The sequence below is a fragment of the Streptomyces sp. NPDC029164 genome (genome assembly GCF_055563995.1).
This window is the reverse complement of record NZ_JBVHWW010000012.1, coordinates 129,320-152,074: the sequence shown is the minus strand read 5'-3', so window position 1 is coordinate 152,074 and position 22,755 is coordinate 129,320. Positions and strand designations below refer to the sequence as shown.

Sequence of the window (22,755 nt, the reverse complement as noted above, 5' to 3'; positions counted from 1 at the left end):
ATGCGACCGCCCACCACCACCCCGCAAGGAGATCCCGTGCTCGAAGGCTTCGGCGAAGCGCTCGCGGACCGGGAGTACTACCTGCCGCTGCCCAGCGTGGCCGACCCCGGGCCGCGCTTCGCTCCCGGCGAGGTGCCGCCGGGCGTGCGCGGCGTCGCCCAGGGCATCTGGACGGTCTGGGGCGGTCAGCGGACCGCCCTCGCCGAAGAGGGCTGGAAGATCCACGTGTCGGCGCGGCTGGACCGGGCGCAGCACGTGCTCGACACGGTCGCCGCGATCTGCTTCTCCGAAGGCGTGCCGTTCAAACACCTGAGCGCCCGGCTCTTCTTCCTGTTCCTCCACCACAAGCACGCCGGACGGGCCCAGTCGGGCAAGTTCTGCGCCGTGTACCCGCCGGACACGGCGACCGCCCGCCGGCTGCTGGAACGCCTGCGCGACGCGCTCGACGGGGAGGAGGGGCCGTACGTCCTCACCGACCGGCGCTTTCGCGACTCGCGGACGGTCCACTACCGCTACGGCTCCTTCGGTGCCCTCAGCCGGCTGCGGGCCGACGGCACCCGGGAGGGGCTGGTCCGCGACGGCTCCGGCCGCGAGGTCCCGGACCCGCGGCTGCCCGCCTTCCACCTGCCCGCGGGGATCACGGACCCGTTCGCCGAGCAGGAGGAGCAGCCGCACGCGGGCCCGATCCTGATCCGCGACTACGAGGTGACCCGCGCGGTGCGCCTGAGCAACGCCGGCGGCGCCTACCAGGCCCGGGACCGGCGGACCGGCCGCACCGTCTTCCTCAAGGAGGCCCGCGCCCACAACGGCCTGGTCTTCGACGGGACCGACGCGCAGCAGCGGCTGCGGCACGAATACGGCGTGCTGCGCGAGCTGCACGCCGCCGCGCCCGGGGTGGGCCCGGAGCCGCTGGACCACTTCACCGAGTGGGAGCACGACTTCCTCGTCACCGAGTACGTCGCGGGGCAGCCGCTGGTGGGCTGGCTGAGCCGGTCCTCCCCGCTGGCCCGCGCCGACCGCACGGCCGGATCCGTCTCCGCGTACTACGAGGCGTGCCGGAACCTGCTGGCCGCGCTGGACGCCTCGCTGGAGCGGCTGCACGCCGCCGGCTACCGGTTCGGTGACCTCAGCCTGGGCAATGTCCTGGTCACGCCGTCGGGCGGGGTCCGGCTGGTGGACTTCGAGGCGGCCTCGGCGCTGTCCGGGGCACCTTCCGCGATGGGCACCCCGGGGTTCACTCCGCCGCCCGGCCTGCTCCGGGCCGACGCCGATCCGCTGCTGCAGGACCGGTACGGCATGTCGGCGGTCGCGTTCGCCTTCCTGGCACCGTTCCACGAGATCGCCGAACACGCGCCCGCCAACCTCGCGCTGCTGCGCCGCGACCTGGCGGACGTGGCTCCGCCGCGGGACCTGTGGCAGCGGGCGACCGCCTTCCACCTGACGGAGGACCGGGCCCGGGACCAGGACGGTCCCGACCGCCCGCCCTCCCCCGCCGAACTGGACAGCGATCCGCGCGGCTGCCTCACCCGGCTGGCCGGGGAGGTCGCCTCGGGCCTGCTGGAGATGGCTGACGCCGACCGGCCGGAGTGGGCCTTCCCGCCCTCGCCCGAGGCGTTCCACACCAACAACGTGTGCCTGGCCTACGGCACGGCCGGGGTGGTGCACGCCCTGCACCACGCCGGGGCCGCGGTGCCGGAGGAGATCCGCGAACGGCTGCGCCGCGACACGCTGGCGCTGCGCGACGCGCTGCCGCCCGGACTGCTCGTCGGCTCGGCCGGCATCGCCCGGGTCCTGGCCGGCCTCGGCCTGCTGGACGAGGCCGTCGACCTGCTCCGGGACGCCGACGACCACCCGCTCACCGCCACCTGCGGCACGCTGGCCGGCGGGCGGGCCGGGGTCGGCCTGGGCTGGCTCGCCCTGCACCGGCTGACCGGGGAGAACAGCCACCTGGAGCGGGCCGCCGCGGCAGCGGAGGGACTGCTGCGCACCCCCGACCTGCCGGCCGCCCTCGGCGAGCACGACGCCCGCGGCCTGCTGCACGGCCGCTCGGGGCTCGCCCTCTTCCTCCACCGCCTGGCCCGCGACACCGGCGAGGCCCGCTGGCTGGAGGCGGGCCGCCTGCTGCTCCACCAGGAACTGGAGCGGACCTTTCCGCTGGACGACGGCTCCCTGTCCGTCTCCGACAACGCGCGGCTCACCCGTGCCATGCCGTACCTGGCCACGGGCGCGGCCGGGGTCGCGTCGGTGCTCACCCGCTACGTGGCCACCTCCCCGGACGAGCGCTGCGCCGCGGCGCTGCCGAGGCTGGTCGCCGGCGTCCGGGTCTCCTGCGCCACGAAGGAGGCGGGCCTGTACCGGGGGCTGGCCGGACTGACCTGGTTCCTGACCGAGCACGCCGAGCTCACCGGCACGGACGCCGCCCGCGGGGACGCCGTGCGCGCCGCGACCGGCCTGCTGAAGTACGCCGTCCCGTACCGGCGCGGTGTCCGCTTCCTCGGAGCGGGTTCTCAGCGGTTCACCGCCGACCTGTCCAGCGGCGGGGCCGGTGTCCTGCTGGCCCTGCACCGCCTACTGGCCGGCCCGCTCCTGGCGGAGCCCCGGCACGCGCGTCCCCGGATCCCGGCAGCCCGCTGACGGCGCCGGGAGGGCGCCCCATGAACACCTGGGCACGGCGGCGAGCAGCTCCGTGCCGAGGTCTGCGTGACCGACCGACACGACCCCGAGAAGAAAGCGGAGAGCATCCATGAGCCAGATCCTCGCGCTCCAGGCCCTGGACACCGAGCCGGAGACCTACTCCTTCCCGCCCTGCTTCAGCGTCGCCTGGAGCATGATGGACATCTTCCCCGATCCGATGTAACGAGCCGGTACCCCGGAGGGCCGGGACCTGTGGCGAAGCCACCGGTCCCGGCCCGGTGCGTCAAGGGGTGGTCTCCGGGGCCGGGGGAAGCGGGTAACGTCTTTGTCATGTTCTTCCAGAGGCCGATTTACGAGTGAGGGCGTGATGGGCCCCTGCTGACGTCCTTCGACGTCGCTGCCCGTCCCCCACCGATGAATCCGTAGATCACTTCACATCTTTACCGGGAGAACCCGTGACCGTGAGCAAGAACATCAACAACCCCGTGGGCCAGGGCGGAGGCCAGCGCAAGAGGCTGTCCCGCGCCGAACGGCAGAACAACGGCCCGCACCGCAACCTCGACCGCCGGGGCGCGGCCGACCAGAAGGCGGAGCTGGTGCGCAAGATGCGCGAGAAGGCCGGCGCAACCGAAGGCGCCGCGCGAGCGGGCGACGACACCGCACAGAGCTGACGCACCGCCGCCGCAGGCCGGCACCGCACGGGGCAGGGGGGGGGGGGGGGGGGGGGGGGGGGGGGGGGGGGGGTGGGCGGCGGGGACAACGAAGAAAGCACTCCGTATCCCCAACGAAAAAGAGAGGGAAACACGAACCAAGGAAAAAGCCAGACACCGAAGGGACCAACCCCCCCCCCCCCCCCCCCTCCCCCCCCCCTGCTGCCGTACCGACTCGAACACCGCACGCGCCCTCTGCGTCCCAGACGCAACGGTCAGGCGGTGGCCGGTACCCGCTACATGTGCGGCTGGCCGTAGTACTTGGCGAACTGCTCGAGGTAGGACGGCTCGCCGCCGTACTTGGCCGCGTCGAACTCGGGAGCGTCCTTGATCTGGTCCTTGGTCCGGTCGACGTAGACCTTTTCCTCCGCCGTGTCGATCAGTCTGATCGTTCCGGCGGGCAGCAGCACGTCCTTGCCGAAGATCCACGCCCCGGTGTCCACGACCAGGTAGGAGGCACCGACTTTCTCGGAGTGCTTGCTGATCTTGCCGATGCTGCCGTCCGTGGCCTCGACCTTGTAACCGACGATGTCAGTACCGGCCTGGTACCCCGTGTCCGGACGATAGACCCAGATGTCGAACTCGGTCACAGCAGCCTCCTCTCCTCATGCGCACAGACCGTTCAGTGGCCCAACGCCCGCTTCAGTTCTGCCTTGTCCATCTTCGAACGGCCCTCGATCCCCTTGTGCTTCGCCTCGTTGTACAGCTGTTCCTTGGTGGGGCCCTGCGCACCGCTGTGGGAGCGCTGCCCGCCGCGCCGGGAGGAGGACATGTCCTCGGTCGAGGACCGGGAGGCGGTCTTCGACTCACCGGAGCGGGCACGTTCCTTGTTCACGGTGCGGGCGGCGATCTCCTTGGCGCGCTTCGTGCTCTCGCCGCGCTCCTCGGCGCTCTCCTTGATGTGCTCGTACTGCCGTTCCCGCTTGGGGCTGGAACCACGAGGCATGACGACCCTCCTCGGCTCGTATGTGCGATCCCGGCACTTGTGCTGCGCCTTCCCGCCCCCGGTCATCTCATTCCGGGTCCGGCGCACCCGTTCAGGTGAGGAGTGAGCGGGTGCCGGTGAGGTTCAGGAGCCGTTCGTCACCCGCCGACCGTGCGGCCGCCGCGACCTGCCCGAGCGTGCGGCCGGTACGGGCCGACCGGGCCCGCCGGGGGTCGGGCGTATCGGCGGAGGTGGCCCGCTCGTCCGCCTCCTTGACCAGGAGCCACGCCTCTCGCGTCCCGTCGCCGGTGTCTCGGATCCGGGTGAGCGCGTAGCCGCCGTGGAGCTTGCGGCCGTCGAGGCGGAACGATGCGTGGCCGCGGTCCAGTGCCTCGGCGAGCGGAACCTCGTTGCCGTCCCGGTCCGACGTGAGGTTGCGGTAGGTGCCCTCGTCCCAGACGATCACCGTCCCTCCGCCGTACTCGCCCGGTGGGATCACGCCCTCGAAGTCGCGGTACTCCAGCGGATGGTCCTCCGTGGGCGTGGCGAAGCGCTTGTCGTGCGGATCCCGGGAAGGCCCCTTGGGCACGGCGAAGGATTTCAGCACGCCGTCGGCTTCAAGACGAAAGTCGAAGTGCATGCTGCGCGCATCGTGGATCTGCACGACGTAAGAAGGCGCACCGTCGGCCGCAGCTCCCGCAGCCCCGCCCCGTGGCTCGGCCGTCTTCGCGAAGTCCCGCCGCCTGTGATATTTCGCCAGCCTTTCCGCGCCGGTCATGGCCCCTCCTCACGTTCTCGCGCGGTCGTGGAAGCAGCCCCGATCAAGCGACTACCCCGGGCGTGGGCCCGCTAACGGAAGGCGTCGGCCGCGGTCACGATGCGGGCGGACCTGTTGATCTCCCTCATGCGCGGGGCCGCCTCGGCCAGGTCCTTGAGAAGGTGCGCGACGGCGTCCCGGGCGACCCCCGGGCCTGTTCGAGCACGTCCGCCACCGCGGGGCTGGGCCCGTGAGACGGGCGGGATCAGGCGTTCGGCGTCCTCGTGGTCGTACGCGTTGAGTCTGTCGATGATGACGGGTGCGGTCGTCTTCGCCACGGCCCACCTCCCGGCGGCACCGTCGACAGCGTTGGCCTGCGATGTTTGTCCCTCCGCGTCATGGGCACGCGCCGACCGGGGGCGACCGCTCCGTCTCCACCGTCTCCACGGAGGTACGAGACCCATGACGTCGTTCGGCTACTTCCTGGCCTGCGAGGAATTCACCCCGGGCCAACTGCTGGAGCAGGCCCGCCGTGCCGCGGACGCCGGCTTCACCCGCCTGGCCATCTCCGACCACTTCCATCCCTGGAACGACGCGCAGGGCAACAGCCCGCTGGTCTGGTCGATGATCGGAGCACTGTCGCAGACCGTGGACCTGCCGGTGACCACCCTCGTCACCTGCCCCACCATGCGCCTGCACCCAGCCGTGACGGCCCAGGCGGCCGCCACGTCGAGCCGACTGCTGGAGGGGCGTTTCGCCCTCGGCGTGGGTACCGGCGAAGCACTCAACGAGCACATCCTCGGCGACCGCTGGCCCTCTTTCGACGAGCGTGCCGACATGCTGGAGGAAGCGGTCGAGGTGATGCGCGAACTCTTCACCGGCCGCCAGATCAGCCACCGCGGCACGCACTACACAGTCGACAACGCCCGCCTCTACACCACGCCGGCCGGCCGGCTGCCCGTCCACGTCTCCGGCTTCGGCCCCAAGGCCGCGGAACTCGCCGGCCGCATCGGCGACGGGTTCGTCACCATGGGCCCCGACCAGGAGGCCATCGGCCGCTTCCGGGACGCCGGCGGTGGGGAAAAACCGGTGATCGGCGGTCTCAAGGTGTGCTGGGACACGGACCGCGACAGAGCCGTGGACACCGCACACCGGCTGTGGCCCACGGAACACCTTCCCGGCGAGCTCGCCCAAGTCCTCCCGACACCGGCCCACTTCGAGCAGGCGAGCCAACTCGTCACCCCCGAGCAGGTGTCGGAGAACGTGCCCTGCGGCGACGACGTCGAGGAGCACGTGGCCGCCGTATGCGCCTACGTGGACGCGGGCTTCGAGGAGGTCTATGTCGGGCAGATGGGCCCCGGGCAGGAGGCCTTCTTCGCCGCCTACCGCGAGAAGGTGCTGCCCGCCCTCGACGGATGACCGGCCGTGGCCGCGTCCGAGTCCGCCGGCCCGTGCAGGCGGCCGGCCACCGGTGCCGGATGCCCCGATCGGAGGTTTCGCCATGCGCGACGTCAAGTCCCCGGCAGGACCGGGGCCGTCCTTCCTCACCGTGTACCTCAACGATCACCTCACCGGCTCGGGTGCCGGCGTACGTCTCGCCCGGCGGGTCGCCCGGCGCCAGCGCCGCGCGGTGAGCCGCTGTCGCAGGGTGACGGCAGCCGGGCCGAGCCGGTGGAGGAGCACCACCGCCGGGTGGTGGCCCGGATCGTCTTCCTGCGCTCCGCCGGCCGCGCGGACGCGCACGGACAGCCGCCTCACCCCGAGCCGAAATTCCGGCGGGGCGATCCGGTCAAGGGGCCGCTGGCCAGGGACGATGCGTGTCAAGGCCGTGCTTGCCTGAGCCCTGCGGAGTGACTACTGTCGCGAACGCGGGATGTCCGTACCAGTCCCGGTCCGCGGGAGGGTGTGTCCGTGACCAGCCCGTCTCGGACCCCGGGCCCCGGACCCCGGAGCCTCTGTACGCCGACGCCACCGCATGATCCGCATCGCACCGATCGCGTCGTCTGGCAATATGAACCGACCGTGTGGCCGCGCAGCGTTCGAGGTTCGAGAACGTCTTCGACAAGGGATGCGTCCGGGTAGGGAAGACATGTGGGACGCAGTAAATCTTTCGCGCGCAATGAAACGCCATCGGGACGAACTCTTCGCAGGGGTGTCGCGCCCGGCCGAACAGGATCCGCATGAGCTGTTCCGGGCGATCTGCGCCTATCTGACGGAGAGCAGCGGCCGAGAAGTCCGTTTGATGCTGGCGACGTTCCCCCCGAACACCGTCAGCGGGCTCTGGCTGGACCTGGGCGACCACGAACTGGTCGTGGTGGAGGAGAACACCCTGCACATGCACCAGATGGTGATACTGGGGCACGAGCTGTGGCACCGCCAGGAGCACAGGTCCGGTCGGCCCGGCAGGGTCGCCGACAGGGCCGTGGCCGCGCGCGCGCTCGGGAACCAGTGGACCGTCGGTGACGTGGTCACCGATGTCGCGGCGCGCACCGACTACAGCGTGGCCGAGGAACGGCGGGCGGAGAGGTTCGGCCGTATGCTCGCGGCGAAGTTCCGGCCCTTCCTGCTCGGCAAGCGCGGCAGCACGCCGCCCGACGATCTGGCCGGCCGCATCTGGGCATCGATGGGGGGCTGATGGTCCACCAAGGCGCCGATTACTACGTTCCCGCCCTCCTACTGGGCGCCGCCCTCCTGGCGAAGCTGCCCGCACTCCTGCGGGGGTGGCGGAGTCCGGCGGTCCGGATGGTGAACCTCCTGTTGCTCCTGCCCTGCGCGGGCTTCGTCTTCTCCTCGGCACCGACCATCACCGCCGTCAACCGGCTGACCGGCATCAGCAACCTCTCGGCCCTCCTCGTCCACTGCATCCTGACCGCCTTTTCGTGCGCGTCCCTGGTGCTGCTGGACTACTGGCGAGGCGGATCGGGGGAGTTCGCCCGTACGCGCCGGCGCGTGCGGGTGTGGAAGATCGGATGCGGCGTCGTGATCGTGGCTCTCGTAGGGCTCTTCGCCCTGGGCGAGGTGCCGGTGGAACGTCCGCGGGACTTCGACACGTACTACGCCTCCACCCCGTTCATCAGCGCGATGCTCGTGACCTATCTCCTCGCGTACGTCGCTGCCGGCGTGGCCACGACCGTCGTGTGCTGGAAGTGGGTGCTCGACATCGACAGCAGGACGGCGCACGAGCCGAAGACCACGGTCGACAGGTCCTTGCGGGTCGGGCTGCTCGTCCTGGTGATCGCGGCCCTGGGCAACATCGTTTTCGGCTCGCTCAAGCTGACCGCCATAGCGGCCCGCTGGACGGGACGGAACTGGGACGCGCTGAACGAAAGCCTGGCGCCCTTCATCACGGTGAGCGGGATGATGATCAGTGTCGGACTCCTCGTACCGGCCTACGGACCCGGTCTGATCGACCGGGTGTGGAACCCACTGCTCGGCATCACCGCCCTGCGGCCCCTGTGGCGTCTGGTACGCCGCCCCGGTCCCTCCCCCAGGAACGCGATGTTCCTGCCCCCGCCTTGGTACGCCGGACCCGAGCAGGTCCTGCTCTACCGGATGACCACCATCCACGACTGGATGCTCGAACTGTGCGCCTACTGCACGGACGAGGTGCGCGAGCCGGCCTACCGACGGGCCAGGGACAGCGGGGCCCCGGAGCGCGAGGCCGTGGCCGCCGGACTCGCCGCCATGTTCACGGCGGCGGCCGACGCCCGTACGCGCAAGTCGCCGCCGGGGACGGACCAGAGCAACCTCGCGGTGGCCGCCATGCACGCCGCGGAGGCCGAGGACCGCGACCTGCTCGTGTCGATCTCCCGCGCCCTGGCGGCGGCACCCGACCGCACCGACCGGCGCGCGCGCATGTCGTACGGGCACGGACCCGCCCGGGGCACGGACGAGACCACCGCGGTGCCGACGCCCTGAGGGTGTTCCGGTATGCCTTGGCTCAGGGCGCGGCCATCCGGTTGAGGATCGCGCCGAACCCGTCGAACGCGCCCTTGGAGAGCTCGCCGACGGCGTGGGAGACGGTCGGAACCGGACGCGGGGGTCCGGGCTGGAAATGGCGCGCGGCTGTCCTGCCTTCGGCCTGTTCTGATCGTCACCTCCGGACGCAGCGCCGGATCCCGCATCGGACCTTCGTGCCGACGGAGCACCACTGGCTTCGGCTCACCCGGCGTCACCGAGGGGCGCGGTGTTCGTCACGGCCGCGAACTGCCTCTCCGCTGCCGCGGCGAGGGGGAACTCCGTCCAGACGGTTTTGCCGTCCCGGGTGTAGCGGGTACCCCATCGCTCGGTGAGCTGGGCCACCAGGAACAGACCGCGCCCGCCCTCATCGGTGATACGCGCCCGCCGAAGGTGCGGAGCGGTGCTGCTGCCGTCGGAGACCTCACAGATCAGGCTGCGATCACGGATGAGCCGCAGCATCACCGGCGTGCCGCCGCCGTACCGGTAGCCGTTGGTGACCAGTTCGCTGACGACCAGTTCGGCGGTGAACGCCAGCTCCTCCAGGCCCCACTTGGTCAAGGTGGCCGCCGTCAGGTGCCGTGCCCGGGCGGCGGCAGCAGGCTCCGAGGGCAGTTCCCAGGAGGCGACCTGCTCCGGCGCCAGCACGCGGGTGCGGGCGAGGAGTAGCGCGACATCGTCCGGTGGGTGATCCGGCAGCAGGGCGTCCTGCACCGCCGTGCAGGTCTCCTCCAGCGAGCGGCCGGGCCGGGACAGGGCTTCTCGCAGCCGCGAGAGTCCCTCATCGAGGTCGAGGCCACGGGCCTCGACCAGGCCGTCCGTGTACAGCGCCAGCAGACTTCCCTCCGCGAGCTCCAATTCGGCCGATTCGAACGGGAGTCCCCCCAGACCCAGCGGCGGCCCCTCGGGAAGGTCGGGCAGGGTCACCGTGCCGTCGGAGGCCACCACGGCGGGGGGCAGGTGGCCCGCCCGGGCCAGGGTGCAGCGCCGCGAGGTGGGATCGTAGACGGCGTAGAGGCATGTCGCGCCGACGATCTGCCGGCCCCCCGAGCGTCCGCCGGCAGGCTCCTGCTCATCTGCCAGGCGGTTGACCAGGTCGTCCAGGTGGGAGAGGACCTCGTCGGGAGCGTAGTCGAGGCTGGCCAGGGTGTGCACGGCTGTCCGCAGGCGGCCCATGGTGGCCGCGGCGTGCAGCCCATGGCCGACGACATCGCCGACGACGAGGGCGACGCGTGCTCCGGAAAGCGGGATGACATCGAACCAGTCGCCGCCGACGCCGGTGGCGGGATCGGCCGGCAGATAGAGGTGCGCGACCTCGACCGCGCTGTATTCGGGCAACTCCTGCGGCAGCAGGCTGCGCTGCAAGGTCAAGGCGGCCTGGTGCTGCTGGGTGTAGCGGCGGGCGTTGTCGATGCACACGGCGGCCCGGGCGGCGAATTCCTCCGCGAGCGTGAGGTCGTCCTCCTCGAACGGCTCGGGCCGCCTGGCCCGCCACAGGCTGAGCAGGCCGAGGAGCAGACCGCGCGCCGTCAGCGGTACGACGATCAGTGAGTGAGCGTCCAGGGCGAGGGCGCGCCGCCTGCGCTCCGGATCCGCGAAGTACCAGCCGGTGCTGCTCCGGAGCACCGGTTCGAGGATGGGCTGCTGTTCGGCGAGGCACCGCGCGTGCGGGGTACGGGGGTCGAAGCGGAAGACGTTTCCGGCGGAGTACATGACCTTCAGCGCCTCTGGCACGACCGAGTGGACGGCCATTCTGCGGACCGGTCCGCTCGCCTCCTCGGCGGTCTCGTCGCCTCGGGCGACCGACTCCAGCAGATCCACCGAGACGGCGTCCGCGAGGTCGGGGACGGCGACGTCGGCCAGCTCCCGAGTGGTCTGGCCGAGATCCAGTGTGGTCCCGATGCGGGCGCTCGCCCGGTTGAGCAGGGCGAGCCGCCGCCGGGCCCGGTAGCGGTCGGTGACGTCCTCCACCAGTTGGGTGACGCCGAGGATCCCGCCGGAGGGATCCTCCATCCGAAACGCCGACACCGACACCACGCGCTCGTGCTCGGGGTCGCTCCTCAGGCGACAGGGCTGCTCGGTGAAGATCAGGGGGGCGCCCGTCTCCAGCACCCGTCGCAGCCGGGTTTCGATGGTCTCCACGTCCGGACCGATGAGGAAATCGCCGATGCGCCGGCTCCGGATATCCGCCGCGGAAAGCTGCGTGAACCGGGCCAGCGCCCGGTTGATCCGCAGGATGCTCAGATCGGGGGCGTGGACGGACAGACCGATCGGGGAGCGCCGGAACAGACCGTCCAGGACCGACCGATCCGTCTCCCACTGGCGCATCTCCTCCGCCGGGGCGACGACGAGGAACCACTCGCGGGCCGAGCCGGCGCGGATGACGGCGCGCGCACGGAACCCCAGCTCCACCCGTCGCCCGCTGCGGTGCAGGACGGGCAGGACGCCGGACCAGCCCCGGTCGCGCTCGCACGCGGCCGCCGCTTCCCGGACCACGCCATGATCACGGCGGTCGAACAGCAATTCCAGGGCCATGCGGCCCAGCACCTCCTCGGGCGGGTAGCCGAGGTGTTCCTGTGCGCGCTCGCTCCAGCCGACGACCCTGCCGTGGTCGTCCAGAACCGCCGAGGCGGAGTTGTGCAGCTCGAACGGGTCCTCGGGCACCTCGCCCGAGCCCGGCGCCGGTGCGTCCATCGCTGCCACCCTTCGACCTGCTCGACCTGCCGAACGGACCGCACAGCGGGCATTGCCGCGGCGACTACCCAGAGTGATCAGAGACCAGGGATTGAGCAGTCGGCCTACTTTCAGTATCACCGCGCCGCTGTTCGTCGGCAGCGGCTGATCGGCTCGGACCTCCAGCACCGGGCAGGCGGCAGGCGGCAGGCGGCTTCTAGGATCTCAGGCATGGCGACAAGACTCGTACAGATCAATATGAAGGCCCAGGACGACTCCGCGCTCGGCCGGTTCTGGGCAGAGGCACTCGGGTGGGGTGTCGACAGCGAGGGACCCGGCGTGACCAACCTCGAACCCGTGGGCTTCGCGTACCCCGACCCCGCGGCCGTCTGCATCGACATCATCGCCCGCCCGGAACCCAAAACGGTCAAGAACCGGGTGCACCTTGATCTGGCCACCACCTCGACCGCCCATCAGGCGGAGTTGGTCGCGCGCCTGAAGGCTCTGGGCGCGACGCTCGCCGACGTGGGTCAGGGCGATGTCCCCTGGACGGTCATGGCCGATCCGGAGGGCAACGAGTTCTGCGTCCTGGAGCCCCGTCCGATCTACCGGGACACCGGGCCGATCGCCGCGGTCGTGGTCGACTGCGCCGATCCGCGAGCGATGGCCCGGTTCTGGGACGAGGCGATGGACTGGACGCTGCACGAGGTCACCGACGACCACGCGGCCATGCGCTCCGCCAAGGGCGTCGGCCCCTACCTGGAGTTCAACCGCACGCCCGATGCCAAGAGCGTGTGGAACCGCGTCCACCTCGACATCTGCCCGTACCCCGGTGACAACCTGGAAGCGGAAGCAGCCCGACTGCGCGCCCTGGGCGCCACCGACCCCGGCATCGACCAGTCCGCGATCGCCTGGACGATTCTGGCCGACCCGGAGGGCAACGAGTTCTGCCTCCTCACCCCTCGCTGACCTGCACGCGGGGTCCTCCCTCGTCGAGGCCGAGGGAGGACCTTCCTGAGCGGCGGGCTAGTCCCGCCGTGCGGGCCCGAAGGCGGGTGGCCTCTGGTCGTCCCCGGCAGGGCCGGAGTCCCCGTTCTTCCACTCCGGATCGTAGGCGCAGGGCATGCTGACGCCGCCGGTGAAGTACTCCCGGTCCGGGTACCAGGTGAAGGACATCCGCTCGTCGCCGCCGGCCCGCTGGACGAACAACTCCCAGTCCCTGCCCTGCCCGCCCTCGCCGTAGGACGTGACCTTCCAGCCATTGTCCTGGAAGAACCGGTGCAGTCGGCGGAGGCCGGGAACCGCCTGGCTCGCCGGCACGTGGTCCAGTGCCCAGTTGTGGCTCATCGAGTAGGCGCCGTCGACGGTCTTGTCCTCCAGTCCCAGCAGGCCCCCGTCGTAGCAGAACCCGGAGCCGAAGGTGTTCTCCGTACTGACTCCGATGTCCTCGACTCCGGGTTCTATGGTGCGCTCGAACCCCATGACCTCGTAGGCCTTCTGGGAACGCTGGAGGGCACGGTCCGCCATCTCCTCGGGTGCGACGCGTGGGAGGTCCGTCGACCCCCACGCGAGCGTGACGACCAGAGCGAGTACGCCGACGAGCGCCGCGCCGCCGCATCCCAGAGCCCTGAGGAGGCAAGAGGAGGCCCTGGACTGGATCGAGTCAGGGGTGGCGAGGTTTGGCACGGTCTCGTGGGGCATACGAGGACGCTATGCGAGCGGGATGTGCGGCGGATGAGTGCGGTTACCGGTCCCGGAGTGAGTACGCGTACTCACGTGGGTGAGTGGGCGGTTTTGTTCGTCGTGGTGCCGTCTTCGTCCTGGGCCTCCCGCTCAGCAGGCTGTTGTGGAACGGGCGGAGTGCGGATCAGCAACGCGACCAGCACGGCCAGGGCGCCGAGCACGGCGCCGACGCCGAATCCCCACCGGATGCCCGTGGCGAGGGCGCCGGTGGCGTCGGCGCCCTCGGCTGCCGCCGTGGCGGCGTGTCCCGACATGACACTGATGACCAGGGCGGTGCCGGCGGCGGCCGCGACCTGCTGGAGCGAGCCCAGGATGGCGGAGCCGTGGGGGTAGAGGTGCGGCGGCAGTACGGCCAGGCCGGAGGTGAAGACGGGGGTGAAGACGAACGCCATGCCCGCACTCAGTGCCACGTGCAGGGCGAGCACCAGCCACGGCGAGGTCTCTTCGCCCGTGAGCGCGAACAGCGCGAGGCAAAGCGCTGTGAGCACGGCTCCGGGTACGACCAGGCGCGGTGCGCCGAACCGGTCGTAGAGCTTGCCGACCTGTGGTCCGAGCAGGCCCATGGTCAGGCCACCGGGGATGAGGAGCAGCCCGGTCTGCAATGAGGTCAGGCCGCACACCTCCTGCAGGTAGATCGGCAGCAGGATGAACGCACCCATGAGGGCCATGAAGGACAGGCACATCAGGCCGAGCGCCACGGAGAAGTGCCGGAACGTCAGTGCGCGCAGGTCGAGCAGCGGTGCGGACGAGCGCTGCAGTGCCAGCTGTCGCCATACGAACAGTCCGACGAGCACGGCGCCGGCCAGGGTGATGGCCTCCGGGGGCACGGGGGCCTGGGCCGCGTTCTCGGCACCGAGCCCGCTCAGACCGTAGACCAGGGCGCCGAAGCCCGCTGCCGCCAGGGGCACGGACAACCAGTCGATCGGGGCCGCCTGCGGCTCGCCGATGTTGACCAGGTTGCGCCGACCGAATATGGCCATGGCTCCGGCAATGGGAATCACGGCCAGGAACAGCAGGCGCCATGACCCCAGCTGCAGCAGCACACCGGAGAAGGCGGGGCCGAGGGCGGGTGCGACGGAGATGACGAGGGTGATGTTGCCCATGACACGGCCGCGGTCGTGCGGGGGCACGAGGGTCATCAGCGTCGTCATGAGCAGGGGCATCATGACGGCGGTGCCGCTGGCCTGGATGACGCGGGCGGCCAGCAGTACGGGAAAGGCGGGCGCGGCCGCGGCCAGAGCCGTGCCGGCGAGGAAGAGCGCCATGGCGAGACCGAAGGCGGTTCGGGTCGTCACGCGCTGGAGGAACCACCCCGTCACCGGGATGACGACGGCCATGGTGAGCATGAAGGCCGTGGACAGCCACCCTGCGGCGGCTGCGGTGACCTCGAAATCGCGCATGAGCCGCGGGATCGCGTTGACCATGATCGTCTCGTTGAGGAGGACGACGAACGTGGACAGCACGAGAATCCGCAGCACGGCGGTGACGCGGGCGGGCGAGAGGGTGGGGGTTTCGTGTGGTGCGGGCATGGTGCCTTCCGTCATGTGAGTGTCCTCCGCGCGTGGCGGTCCCACTGACAGACTGCGGCGCCGGGCAGAACTCATCGGTCTTCTCCGATCCTGTCGGTGCCGCCGCCAGAGCTCAAACCATTTTGCCGACCCGGGACGGCGAAGGCATGGCTTCCGGAGCAGACCGGCGCCGACGACGCAGAGACCCCCTTCTTCCGCTCTGCGCCGGATTCTTCGGCACCGAAGTCGTACAGGGGGCGGTACGGCCGGTGGCCTACGCCTTCGTCGACGCACAGCGACGAGAAGTGCGGCACCTGGTTCCCCGCCGGGCGGGGAACCACGCTCATCCGTTTCGTTCAGTCGCAGCAGTCGCAGCAGCACTTGCACGGATTGCAGCAGCCACCGCCGCCACCACCACAGCCGTCACCCGAGCCACCGCCGGAACCACCAGAGCCACCGGACCCATGACCGCCGCCCGAACCACCGGAGGGCCCACCCGGGTTGCCGCCGCCCTGGCCGCCGAACCAGCCGTCACCCCCGGAACCGTCCCTGCCGGAACCATCCCGGCTCGAGCCGCCGTTGCGGTTGCCGTCGCCGAACTGCACGGGCTCTGCGTCATCCTGGCCGGCGTCGTCGTCACAGCGGCAACATCTGGAGCACAACCGGCAATCCCGGCACAACCGGCCCCACGCGTGACACCGCCGGCACTGCCCCTCCGACGGTCGGCCCGACGCCATCACCCCGCTCTCCGGGGCCGCGCCCGTAAGCTCCCCCACGCCGCAGGCCGTGCCCGTGCCCGTACCGGCCCCCGAGCGCGTTTCCGGCTCCGTACGGCGGCCCAGCCAGGGCAGCATGCGCGGACCCGGCGCCTGGCGGCGGTGCTGATGGTGACGGTGCCGAGGGTCGAAGACCCGATCGACGGCACGCTCCAACTCGCCACCCAGAAGTGCCTGCACCAGTCGCCCGTCGACGAACACGGCGTCGTTCAGGGCGAGTCGGATTCCACGGACGGCGTCGTCGCAGAGCCGGCGCACCTCGGCGCGGTCCGCGCCGGTCACGGCGATCGGGTTCCACGCGCCGGACGCCTCGTCCGCTTCCAGGTCCTCCACCGCGTCCAGCAGATGCGCCAGCCGGCCGAACAGGCGGCCGGCTTCCGCCAGCGGTTCGGCGTTGCCCGGGCGGTCCGTGAGCACGGCGGTGTACGCGAAGGCGGCTGCCGTCGCCGTCTCCGCGGGCTCCGTGACCGTCAGCAGCGAGCCGCCGAGGCCGGTCGACCGCTCGATGTCCGGCTGGCGCTCGACCGCCGCGAGCAGCAGCGCGGTGTCGAAGCCGAGTCGTTCACCGCCCGCGACGCCCGCACGGTCCCATTTGCGGGCGATCCGGCGTGCCGCCAGCGCCACCGGGCGGCGCCCCACCAGGCCGTCGCCGTCGGCCACATGGTCACGCATCTTCGCTGCGGCCAGCACCAGCGACACCGTCGCCGCCAGCCGCGCGCCCTCACCCTGTGCCACGTCCGCCGACCGCATCCCGCGCAGCGGGCACGGACCGGCACCCCGCCGCCAGTCCCCGGTACGCACCGACTGCGCTTCGGTCAGCACCGAGACGATCAAGCCGTCGTAGTTGGTGGCCACCCTCGCGAACTGCCCGTACTCGCTGCGCAAAGCCAGGCACAGCCCGCACAGATGCGCCATCCACTCGGTACGCAAGCCCTCGCCCAGGCGATGACGGCATGGCCTGATCATTCCGAACACCGAAGTTCTCCCCCGTAGGAACAGCTACCCGGACGGCTCACGGACGCAAGACAACCCATGAGGCACGGCCCGGCGCGACGTCAACCGCACGTGACATCAACGCGCGGCCGACATCCTAGATGGTCCCGTCCGAGGGGTGTCTGCGAACCGGGCCGGCCCGGCGCGGGCGCCCTGGCAGTAGCCGGGGCCCGTCCCCGGCCGAGGCCCCGGAGGGCGCTTGCCCTCACCGGTTGACCCGCGTATATGAAACGTAGATGGACGGCTGCGAGTCTCCTCGGCAGAACCGCCCGCAAGCCAGCCAGGGGCCGCACACGGCACCTGGACCAACAGACAGGATCCACCGTGCCGCACCTCCGCACGTCCGTCACGCGCCGTCTGGCCTTCCTCGTTCCCGCCGCGCTCTTCGCGCTGCTCGCCGTCGGTGCCACCGCCGGCGCCCCCGTCCTCACCGCGGACCGCGGCACGAGCGTCACGGCCGACGATGCCACCGGGCCCCGCCCGCGCCACGACCACAACGAGTTCAACAGCCGCGCCTGACCGCCACGCCCGATCCCAGCAGGGTGCGGGCCTCCTCGGCCTCCGGGAGGCCCGCCCGCTCGAACACCTCCAGTGCCTCGCCCGCGTGCCTCAGCCCCTCCTCGCGCCGGCCCGCCGCCAGGCAGACCCCGGCGTGGATCAGCAGGGCGTAGCCGCGGTCCCGGCCCCGGCCCGGCACCGTGCGCAGATGGGCCACGGCCCGGGCGGAGGCCTCCAGCGCCTCCCGGCTCCGGCGGAGGTCGCTCAGCGTCCGGGCGCAGCGGTACTCGGCCTGCGCGCGCTGGCCCGGGATCCGGACCGCGTCGCACAGGTCGAGGCACTCCTCGTACGCGGCCAGCGCCTCCTCCAGCCGGCCGAGCTCGTGCAGGGCCTGCCCGCGCACGCACAGCGCGTGGGCGACCCCGTGGTGGTCGGCCATCTCCCGCAGCGCCTCCAGGGCCTCGTCGCACGCGGGCAGCGCCTCGGCCGCGCGGCCGCCGCGGACGCGGGCCAGGGCGGCGTTGAGGGTGATCGTCAGGGCGCCCGAGCGGTGGCCCTGCTCCCTCGCCAGGACGAGCGCCTCGTCGAAGCACTCGGCCGCCTCGCCGAAGCGGTGCTCGAACTGGGCGATCACCCCGAGGTCGTTGTACGCCTGCTGCAGGATCGCCCGGTCGCCCGCCCGGCGGCAGGCCCGCACGGCCAGCTCGGAGGCGGCGCGGGCGCGGCCCAGATCGGTGGCCTGGAGCGCCGCGTTCCCGGTGAGGAAGTGGGCGCGCCCGGCCGCGCGGTCGTTGCCGCGCAGCGTCGCGGCCCGGGCCAGTTCGGCGGCGGTCGCGGTGATCCGCGCGTACGGGATGTCCTGCCCGAACGAGCTGAGCGCGACCAGCAGGTCGGCGGCCATCGTCAGTTGCTCCGTGTCCGCGGCGTCCGGCCGCCGCACCACGAGCTGGACGGCGTGCAGTGCGCAGTCGAACTCCGCGACGACCCAGTCGCGGGCCTCGGTGAGGTCCGCGAGCCGTCCCTCCCCCGGTTCGGCGGCCGCCGCGACGATCGAGCGGTGCACCGGGTCCCCGGGGATCATCCACTGGAAGGCCTCGGCCGCCATGTCCAGCAGGTGGTGCAGGAGGCGGTGCTGCACCGGCGGGCCGGGCTCACCGGCCGGGGCGGGCAGGTTGAGCGCGAAGTCCCGGCCCAGCTCGTGGTGGCGGTAGCGGCCCGGCTCCGGTGATTCGAGCAGGGCGGCGTCCACCAGGGCTTCGAGCAGTTCCTCGGCTTCCGGCTCGGCCAGGTCCAGGGCGGCGGCCGCCGCGGCGAGCCCGATGCCGGGCCGGGAGACGGGGGCGAGCCGGCGGAACACGCTCGACTGGGGCGCGGTCAGCTGGCGGTGGCCGAGCTCGAAGACGGCGGCGACGGCCAGGTCGTCGGCCCGCAGTTCGGTCAGCCGGCGCCGCTCGTCGGCGAGGCGGGCCACCAGGTGCGCGACGGTCCATCCGGGCCGGGCGGCGAGGCGGGCGGCGACGATGCGGACCGCCAGCGGCAGCCGGGCGCAGGCCTCGACCAGCGCGGCCGCGGCCGCGGCCTCCCGGTCCACCCGGTCGGCGCCGACGATCTGGCGCAGCAGCCCGAGCGCCTCCGCCGGGGTGAACTCCGCGAGCTGGACGTGGCGTCCCGACAGCAGCCCGCCCAGGCGGGCCCGGCTGGTGACGACGACGGCGCAGCCCGCGGCGCCCGGGAGCAGCGGCTTGACCTGGGCGATGTCCCGGGCGTCGTCGAGCAGCAGGAGCAGCCGGCGGCCGTCCAGGACGGTACGGAAGAGCCGGGCGCGGTCCTCCGTCGAGGGCGGCACCTCACGGCGGGGCACGCCGAGGGCGCCGAGCAGGCTGGCCAGGACGGTGCCGGGGTCGGCGGGGTCGCTGCCGGTGCCGCGGAGGTCGGCGTAGAGCTGGCCGTCGGGGTAGGCGTCCTTGACGTGGTGCGCGACCCGCAGGGCCAGGGCGCTCTTGCCGATGCCGCCCATCCCGCTCACGGCGGCGACGGCCAGGGTGGTGCGGGCCGGGTCGCTCAGGACGCCGGTGAGGGCGGCGAGTTCGGCGGCACGGCCGCTGAAGTCGGCGATGTCGGCCGGGAGCTGGGCGGGTCGGGCGTACCCGGCCGCGGCCGCGCCGTGCCCCTGCGCGAGGTCAGGCGCTGCGGCAGGCCCGGGCTCCGCGGTCCGGGCCCCGTCCTGCGTCCCGGCATGGTCGGCTCCCGGGTCCCCGGCCCGCGGAGCCCCGAAGGCCGCGGGAACCCCGGGGACCCCGGTGGCTGCCGCGGCCCCGGGCCCGTGCGCCCCCGCCACCGTGGTCCCCGGCCCCCCGGCCGGACCGATGCCGTACGCCCCCGCCGGCCCTGCGGCGAGCGCCCCCGCGAACCCGGCCGGTACCCCGGCGGCCCCGGCAGCCCCGGCGGTCCCGGCGGCCCCGGCGGACACCACCGGGAACCCCTCGGGTCCCGCGGGCGCGCCACCGGAAGCCGGTGCGCCGCCCGGGGCGACACCGTGCGCTCCCGCGGGTGCCGTCGGCGCGGCGCCGGAGGGCGCGGCCGGGAACCGTGCGGGCGGTATGCCCTCGCGGCCGGGGGCCGGGGACGCGGCGGCGGGGAGGAGGGCCGGGTCGCCCGACAGGACGCGGGCGTGCAGGGAGCGGAGGTCCGGGCCCGGGTCCAGGCCGAGTTCGTCGGCCAGCACCTCGCGGGCCCGGCCGAAGACGGCGAGGGCGTCGCCCTGCCGCCCCGCGGCGTACAGCGCGCGCATCAGGAGCCCGTACGGGCGCTCCCGCAGCGGCTCCTCGCGGATGAGGGCGGTGAGCTCGGGGACGGCCCGCTCGTGCCGCCCGAGCAGCAGGTCCACCCCGAGGCGCTCCTCCAGCAGGTGCAGCCGGAGCTCCGCCAAGCGCGAGCGCTGGCTCTCGGCGAACGGCCCCGGCACCCCGGCCAGTGGCTCGCCCCGCCACAGGGACCCGGCCTCGGCCAGTGCTTCGGCGCAGACCTCCGGCTCCCCGGCCGCGTGGGCGCGGGCGGCCTTCGCGGCCAGCTCCTCGGCCCGTACGGCGTCGACCGAGCCCGGCGGCACCGCGAGCCGGTAGCCGTCGTTCGCGGACTCCAGGATCTGGGCCCCGCTCTTCCCGGGCTCCCCGCCCTCCAGCAGCTTCCGCAGCCGCCAGACGTAGGTCCGCAGGATCATCACCGCGGAGCCCGGGGCGGACTCCCCCCAGACCGCGGCGGTCAGTTCGTGCAGCGGCACGACATGGCCCGCGCGGAGCACCAGGACGGCGAGGGTGGCCTGCTGCTGCGGCGGTCCACCGGTCTGCACCGGTCCCCCGTGGGACACGCCCACGGATCCGAGCACGAAGAATTTCACGAGTTCCCCCTGTGCGCGCGCACAGCTCCACACGGCGGTTGGTCCCCAGTTGTCCTGGCCCGCCGATGTACGGAGCGTCATCCTAAGCGGTTCATATGACCATTCCGTCGGAATGGGTCGCGGTGGCGGCCCGGCCGGGTCCGCGCGGCGGAGCGGAGGGACCGCGTCCGGGTCACACCCATCCGAGGCGGGCCGCGCGCAGCCCCGCCTCGAACCGGCTGCGGGCGCCCAGCCGTTCGATCAGCGAGGCCATGATCCGCCGGGCGGTGCGGGCCGAGATGTGCAGCTGTCCGGCGGCGGATTCGTCGGTGTGGCCCTCGGCCAGCAGGCCCAGCAGGGAGCGCTCCTGCTCAGTGGGTACGTACACGCCCTCCGACGGATCCGCGCCCAGCGGTACGGCCGCGCCCCACTCCCGCTCGAAGAGCGCGACCAGCGGGGCGATCATGCCGGGCGCGGAGAGGAACAGCGCGCCCCGGCGGCTGTCCGCCGGGTCGATGGGAACGAGGGCGTGGGTCCGGTCGACGAGCACCATCCGGGTCGGCAGCGCGGCGACCGTACGGAAGGCCCCGCCGCCCGCGAGCAGCTCCCGGCTGTAACGCAGGGTGCCCGGATCCTCCCGTACGAGGTCCAGCCCGATGGTGCGGATGGCGACGCCGCGGCCGAGCACGAGGGCGTCGTTGCGTTCGGCGGCCTCCAGCGCGGCCGCGGACTGGGGGCCGCCCGGCATGAAGGTCAGCACCTCGGTCCTGGCCTCCAGCGCCAGGCGCTCCAACCGCCGCTGCACGGCGTCGAGTCCGGCCAGCCGCTCGACGCCCTCGGCCGGGCGGCCACCGGAGCCGGCGCCCGCGAGGATCCGGACGAGGGCCTGCTGGTGGCCCGCGGCCTGCCGGTGCCGGCGCACGAGTTCCTCGTGTTGCCGGTCCAAGAGCCGCTGCATCCCGAGGACCGGGTCGACGACGGTGAAGCGGCCGGGCGTCTCGAAGGACGCCTGGACCAGGCGCAGCTCGAAAAGCCGGTCGAGGCAGTCGCGGACCCGGTCGGGCTCCACCCCGAGCCGGGCTGCAAGTTCGACCAGGCCCAGTTCGGGCCGGGCCAGCACCTCCTCGTACACCGTCTGGTCGAGCTCCTCCAGGTCGAGCGTCACGGACATCGGTTCCCCTCTTGAAATGCGGTCGCCCCCATCGATCTGCGAGCAGCCTGTCTGCCGGAGATCTACGTGACATAGACACGCCCTCTACGCGGGTCAACGCGGGTCAACGCGGCTCCGGCCGGCCGCCGGCCGGGGGCCTGGCCGGGGGCGGCTGTCCCAAAGCGTCCTGGCCGCTTCCGCCACCCCTGAACCCGTTCCCCCAGGTCAACACCTTGGCGAGGATGGAGGCGTGCCGCTCGGCACCCCTTCCCCACTCCCGATGAGGGCACCTCCATGACTTCTCGCGTCCGCACCACCGTCCGTCCGGTCCGCACCGCTGCCGTGGCCGTCGCCGCGGCGGTCGCCTGCGCCGCCCTCGCGCTCACCGCCGGCGGCGGGCCGTCCGGTGCGGACACGGCCGGGGCCGCCACCGTCCTGGCGGCCTCGGCGCCCCTCCCGGCCGCCCCGGGCGCGGTCACGTACGGCCTCATCTGGGACTGACCCGGGCGCGTGGAGCTGACCCTCGTCTCTCTCGTCCCGCCCGGGCCCGGCCCCGGCCCCGGCCCCGCGGACGACGGCCGCCTGCTCCGCCTGCTCTGGGGCGCGGCCCGCCCGGGAGAGCGCCTGGAGCACATCAGTGTGCGGAGCGGTCCGCACGGCGTGGACCTCGGACTCTTCACCGTGGCCACGCCCGGGACGACCGCCGCGGAGGCCGCCCTGGCCATCTGCCGCCGCGTGCTCGCGCCTCCCTCCCCCTTCCACGGCTGGCAACTCGCCACCGGACCCACCAGCCTCGCGCGACCCGGCGCGATCCCCACCACCACGACGTGACTGGAGCACCCGTGACCAACCCCTTCGAGGACGACGAAGCCACCTACTTCGTCCTCGTCAACCAGGAGAACCAGCACTCCCTGTGGCCCGCCTCGATCGAGGTGCCCGCCGGCTGGACGGCCACCCACGGCCCGGCCGGTCGCCAGGACTGCCTGGACCACATCGAGAAGACCTGGACCGATCTGCGTCCGGCCGGTCTGGTCGCCGCCCTCGGGGAGGTCTGA

21 protein-coding genes are annotated in these 22,755 nt (G+C 72.6%); 10 read left to right on the top strand and 11 right to left on the bottom strand.

Annotated elements, in window-relative coordinates:
* The first annotated feature begins 36 nt into the window (after positions 1–36).
* Together lanKC and ACZ4VT_RS14265 are read left to right on the top strand one after the other, a co-directional pair.
* Complete coding sequence (gene lanKC, locus ACZ4VT_RS14270; RefSeq protein ID WP_467949424.1) at positions 37–2,634, top strand: class III lanthionine synthetase LanKC; 2,598 nt, start codon at positions 37–39, stop codon at positions 2,632–2,634.
* A 455-nt stretch (positions 2,635–3,089) separates the two neighbouring features.
* Entirely contained in the window at positions 3,090–3,305 is a 216-nt protein-coding gene (locus ACZ4VT_RS14265; protein ID WP_467949422.1) for a DUF6243 family protein, read from the top strand.
* Positions 3,306–3,580: 275 nt separating this feature from the next.
* Here the strand turns inward: ACZ4VT_RS14265 and ACZ4VT_RS14260 are convergent, their stop codons facing one another.
* The 4 genes from ACZ4VT_RS14260 to ACZ4VT_RS14245 form a co-directional block, all read right to left on the bottom strand.
* Entirely contained in the window at positions 3,581–3,934 is a 354-nt protein-coding gene (locus tag ACZ4VT_RS14260; RefSeq protein ID WP_467949420.1) for a PRC-barrel domain-containing protein, read from the bottom strand.
* Between the two features lie 32 nt (positions 3,935–3,966).
* On the bottom strand, positions 3,967–4,290 hold the full coding sequence (locus tag ACZ4VT_RS14255) for a plasmid stabilization protein (RefSeq protein ID WP_467949418.1): 324 nt from the start codon (positions 4,288–4,290) through the stop codon (positions 3,967–3,969).
* 91 nt (positions 4,291–4,381) lie between these two features.
* On the bottom strand, positions 4,382–5,047 hold the full coding sequence (locus ACZ4VT_RS14250; protein WP_467949416.1) for a DNA polymerase ligase N-terminal domain-containing protein: 666 nt from the start codon (positions 5,045–5,047) through the stop codon (positions 4,382–4,384).
* Positions 5,048–5,118: 71 nt separating this feature from the next.
* Complete coding sequence (locus ACZ4VT_RS14245; RefSeq protein ID WP_467949415.1) at positions 5,119–5,364, bottom strand: hypothetical protein; 246 nt, start codon at positions 5,362–5,364, stop codon at positions 5,119–5,121.
* A 124-nt stretch (positions 5,365–5,488) separates the two neighbouring features.
* Here ACZ4VT_RS14245 and ACZ4VT_RS14240 point away from each other — a divergent pair, with 124 nt between their 5' ends.
* Positions 5,489–6,445 (top strand): TIGR03557 family F420-dependent LLM class oxidoreductase, encoded by a 957-nt coding sequence (locus ACZ4VT_RS14240; protein ID WP_467949413.1) that lies wholly within the window; start codon positions 5,489–5,491, stop codon positions 6,443–6,445.
* A gap of 144 nt (positions 6,446–6,589) precedes the next feature.
* On the opposite strand, the gene ACZ4VT_RS14235 is transcribed toward ACZ4VT_RS14240, so the two are convergent.
* Positions 6,590–6,769, bottom strand: coding sequence for a hypothetical protein (locus ACZ4VT_RS14235; RefSeq protein WP_467949412.1), 180 nt, complete (start codon positions 6,767–6,769; stop codon positions 6,590–6,592).
* Positions 6,770–7,268: 499 nt separating this feature from the next.
* Between ACZ4VT_RS14235 and ACZ4VT_RS14230 the strand changes: the two genes are divergently transcribed.
* Positions 7,269–7,661, top strand: a complete 393-nt coding sequence (locus ACZ4VT_RS14230) for a toxin-antitoxin system, toxin component (RefSeq protein ID WP_467949410.1) — start codon at positions 7,269–7,271, stop codon at positions 7,659–7,661.
* Positions 7,661–8,944 (top strand): MAB_1171c family putative transporter, encoded by a 1,284-nt coding sequence (locus tag ACZ4VT_RS14225; RefSeq protein ID WP_467949409.1) that lies wholly within the window; start codon positions 7,661–7,663, stop codon positions 8,942–8,944. Before ACZ4VT_RS14230 ends, ACZ4VT_RS14225 begins: the two co-directional genes overlap by 1 nt.
* A gap of 243 nt (positions 8,945–9,187) precedes the next feature.
* Here ACZ4VT_RS14225 and ACZ4VT_RS14220 read toward each other — a convergent pair whose 3' ends face one another.
* A complete protein-coding gene (locus tag ACZ4VT_RS14220) occupies positions 9,188–11,677 on the bottom strand; it encodes a SpoIIE family protein phosphatase (protein WP_467949407.1) in 2,490 nt (829 codons plus the stop codon).
* A 210-nt stretch (positions 11,678–11,887) separates the two neighbouring features.
* Here ACZ4VT_RS14220 and ACZ4VT_RS14215 point away from each other — a divergent pair, with 210 nt between their 5' ends.
* A complete protein-coding gene (locus ACZ4VT_RS14215; RefSeq protein ID WP_467949405.1) occupies positions 11,888–12,625 on the top strand; it encodes a VOC family protein in 738 nt (245 codons plus the stop codon).
* Between the two features lie 57 nt (positions 12,626–12,682).
* Here the strand turns inward: ACZ4VT_RS14215 and ACZ4VT_RS14210 are convergent, their stop codons facing one another.
* From ACZ4VT_RS14210 to ACZ4VT_RS14200, 3 genes are all read right to left on the bottom strand, one after another.
* On the bottom strand, positions 12,683–13,357 hold the full coding sequence (locus tag ACZ4VT_RS14210; RefSeq protein WP_467949403.1) for a hypothetical protein: 675 nt from the start codon (positions 13,355–13,357) through the stop codon (positions 12,683–12,685).
* Positions 13,358–13,428: 71 nt separating this feature from the next.
* Positions 13,429–14,943 (bottom strand): DHA2 family efflux MFS transporter permease subunit, encoded by a 1,515-nt coding sequence (locus tag ACZ4VT_RS14205; RefSeq protein ID WP_467949402.1) that lies wholly within the window; start codon positions 14,941–14,943, stop codon positions 13,429–13,431.
* 320 nt (positions 14,944–15,263) lie between these two features.
* Positions 15,264–16,649, bottom strand: a complete 1,386-nt coding sequence (locus tag ACZ4VT_RS14200; RefSeq protein WP_467949480.1) for a DUF5685 family protein — start codon at positions 16,647–16,649, stop codon at positions 15,264–15,266.
* 351 nt (positions 16,650–17,000) lie between these two features.
* On the opposite strand from ACZ4VT_RS14200, the gene ACZ4VT_RS14195 reads away from it, so the two are divergent.
* On the top strand, positions 17,001–17,195 hold the full coding sequence (locus tag ACZ4VT_RS14195) for a hypothetical protein (RefSeq protein ID WP_467949400.1): 195 nt from the start codon (positions 17,001–17,003) through the stop codon (positions 17,193–17,195).
* Here ACZ4VT_RS14195 and ACZ4VT_RS14190 read toward each other — a convergent pair.
* Positions 17,179–20,571 (bottom strand): AfsR/SARP family transcriptional regulator, encoded by a 3,393-nt coding sequence (locus ACZ4VT_RS14190; protein WP_467949398.1) that lies wholly within the window; start codon positions 20,569–20,571, stop codon positions 17,179–17,181. The two genes, ACZ4VT_RS14195 and ACZ4VT_RS14190, sit on opposite strands and share 17 nt — an antisense overlap.
* 172 nt (positions 20,572–20,743) lie before the next feature.
* Positions 20,744–21,721: a LuxR C-terminal-related transcriptional regulator gene (locus ACZ4VT_RS14185; protein WP_467949396.1), complete on the bottom strand. Its 978-nt coding sequence runs from the start codon at positions 21,719–21,721 to the stop codon at positions 20,744–20,746.
* A gap of 273 nt (positions 21,722–21,994) precedes the next feature.
* Here ACZ4VT_RS14185 and ACZ4VT_RS14180 point away from each other — a divergent pair, with 273 nt between their 5' ends.
* From ACZ4VT_RS14180 to ACZ4VT_RS14170, 3 genes are read left to right on the top strand one after another with little or no spacing between them, the layout of a single operon-like run.
* Positions 21,995–22,201, top strand: a complete 207-nt coding sequence (locus ACZ4VT_RS14180; protein WP_467949395.1) for a hypothetical protein — start codon at positions 21,995–21,997, stop codon at positions 22,199–22,201.
* A gap of 9 nt (positions 22,202–22,210) precedes the next feature.
* Positions 22,211–22,531: a hypothetical protein gene (locus ACZ4VT_RS14175; protein ID WP_467949393.1), complete on the top strand. Its 321-nt coding sequence runs from the start codon at positions 22,211–22,213 to the stop codon at positions 22,529–22,531.
* Between the two features lie 11 nt (positions 22,532–22,542).
* Positions 22,543–22,755, top strand: coding sequence for an MbtH family protein (locus tag ACZ4VT_RS14170; protein WP_030157721.1), 213 nt, complete (start codon positions 22,543–22,545; stop codon positions 22,753–22,755).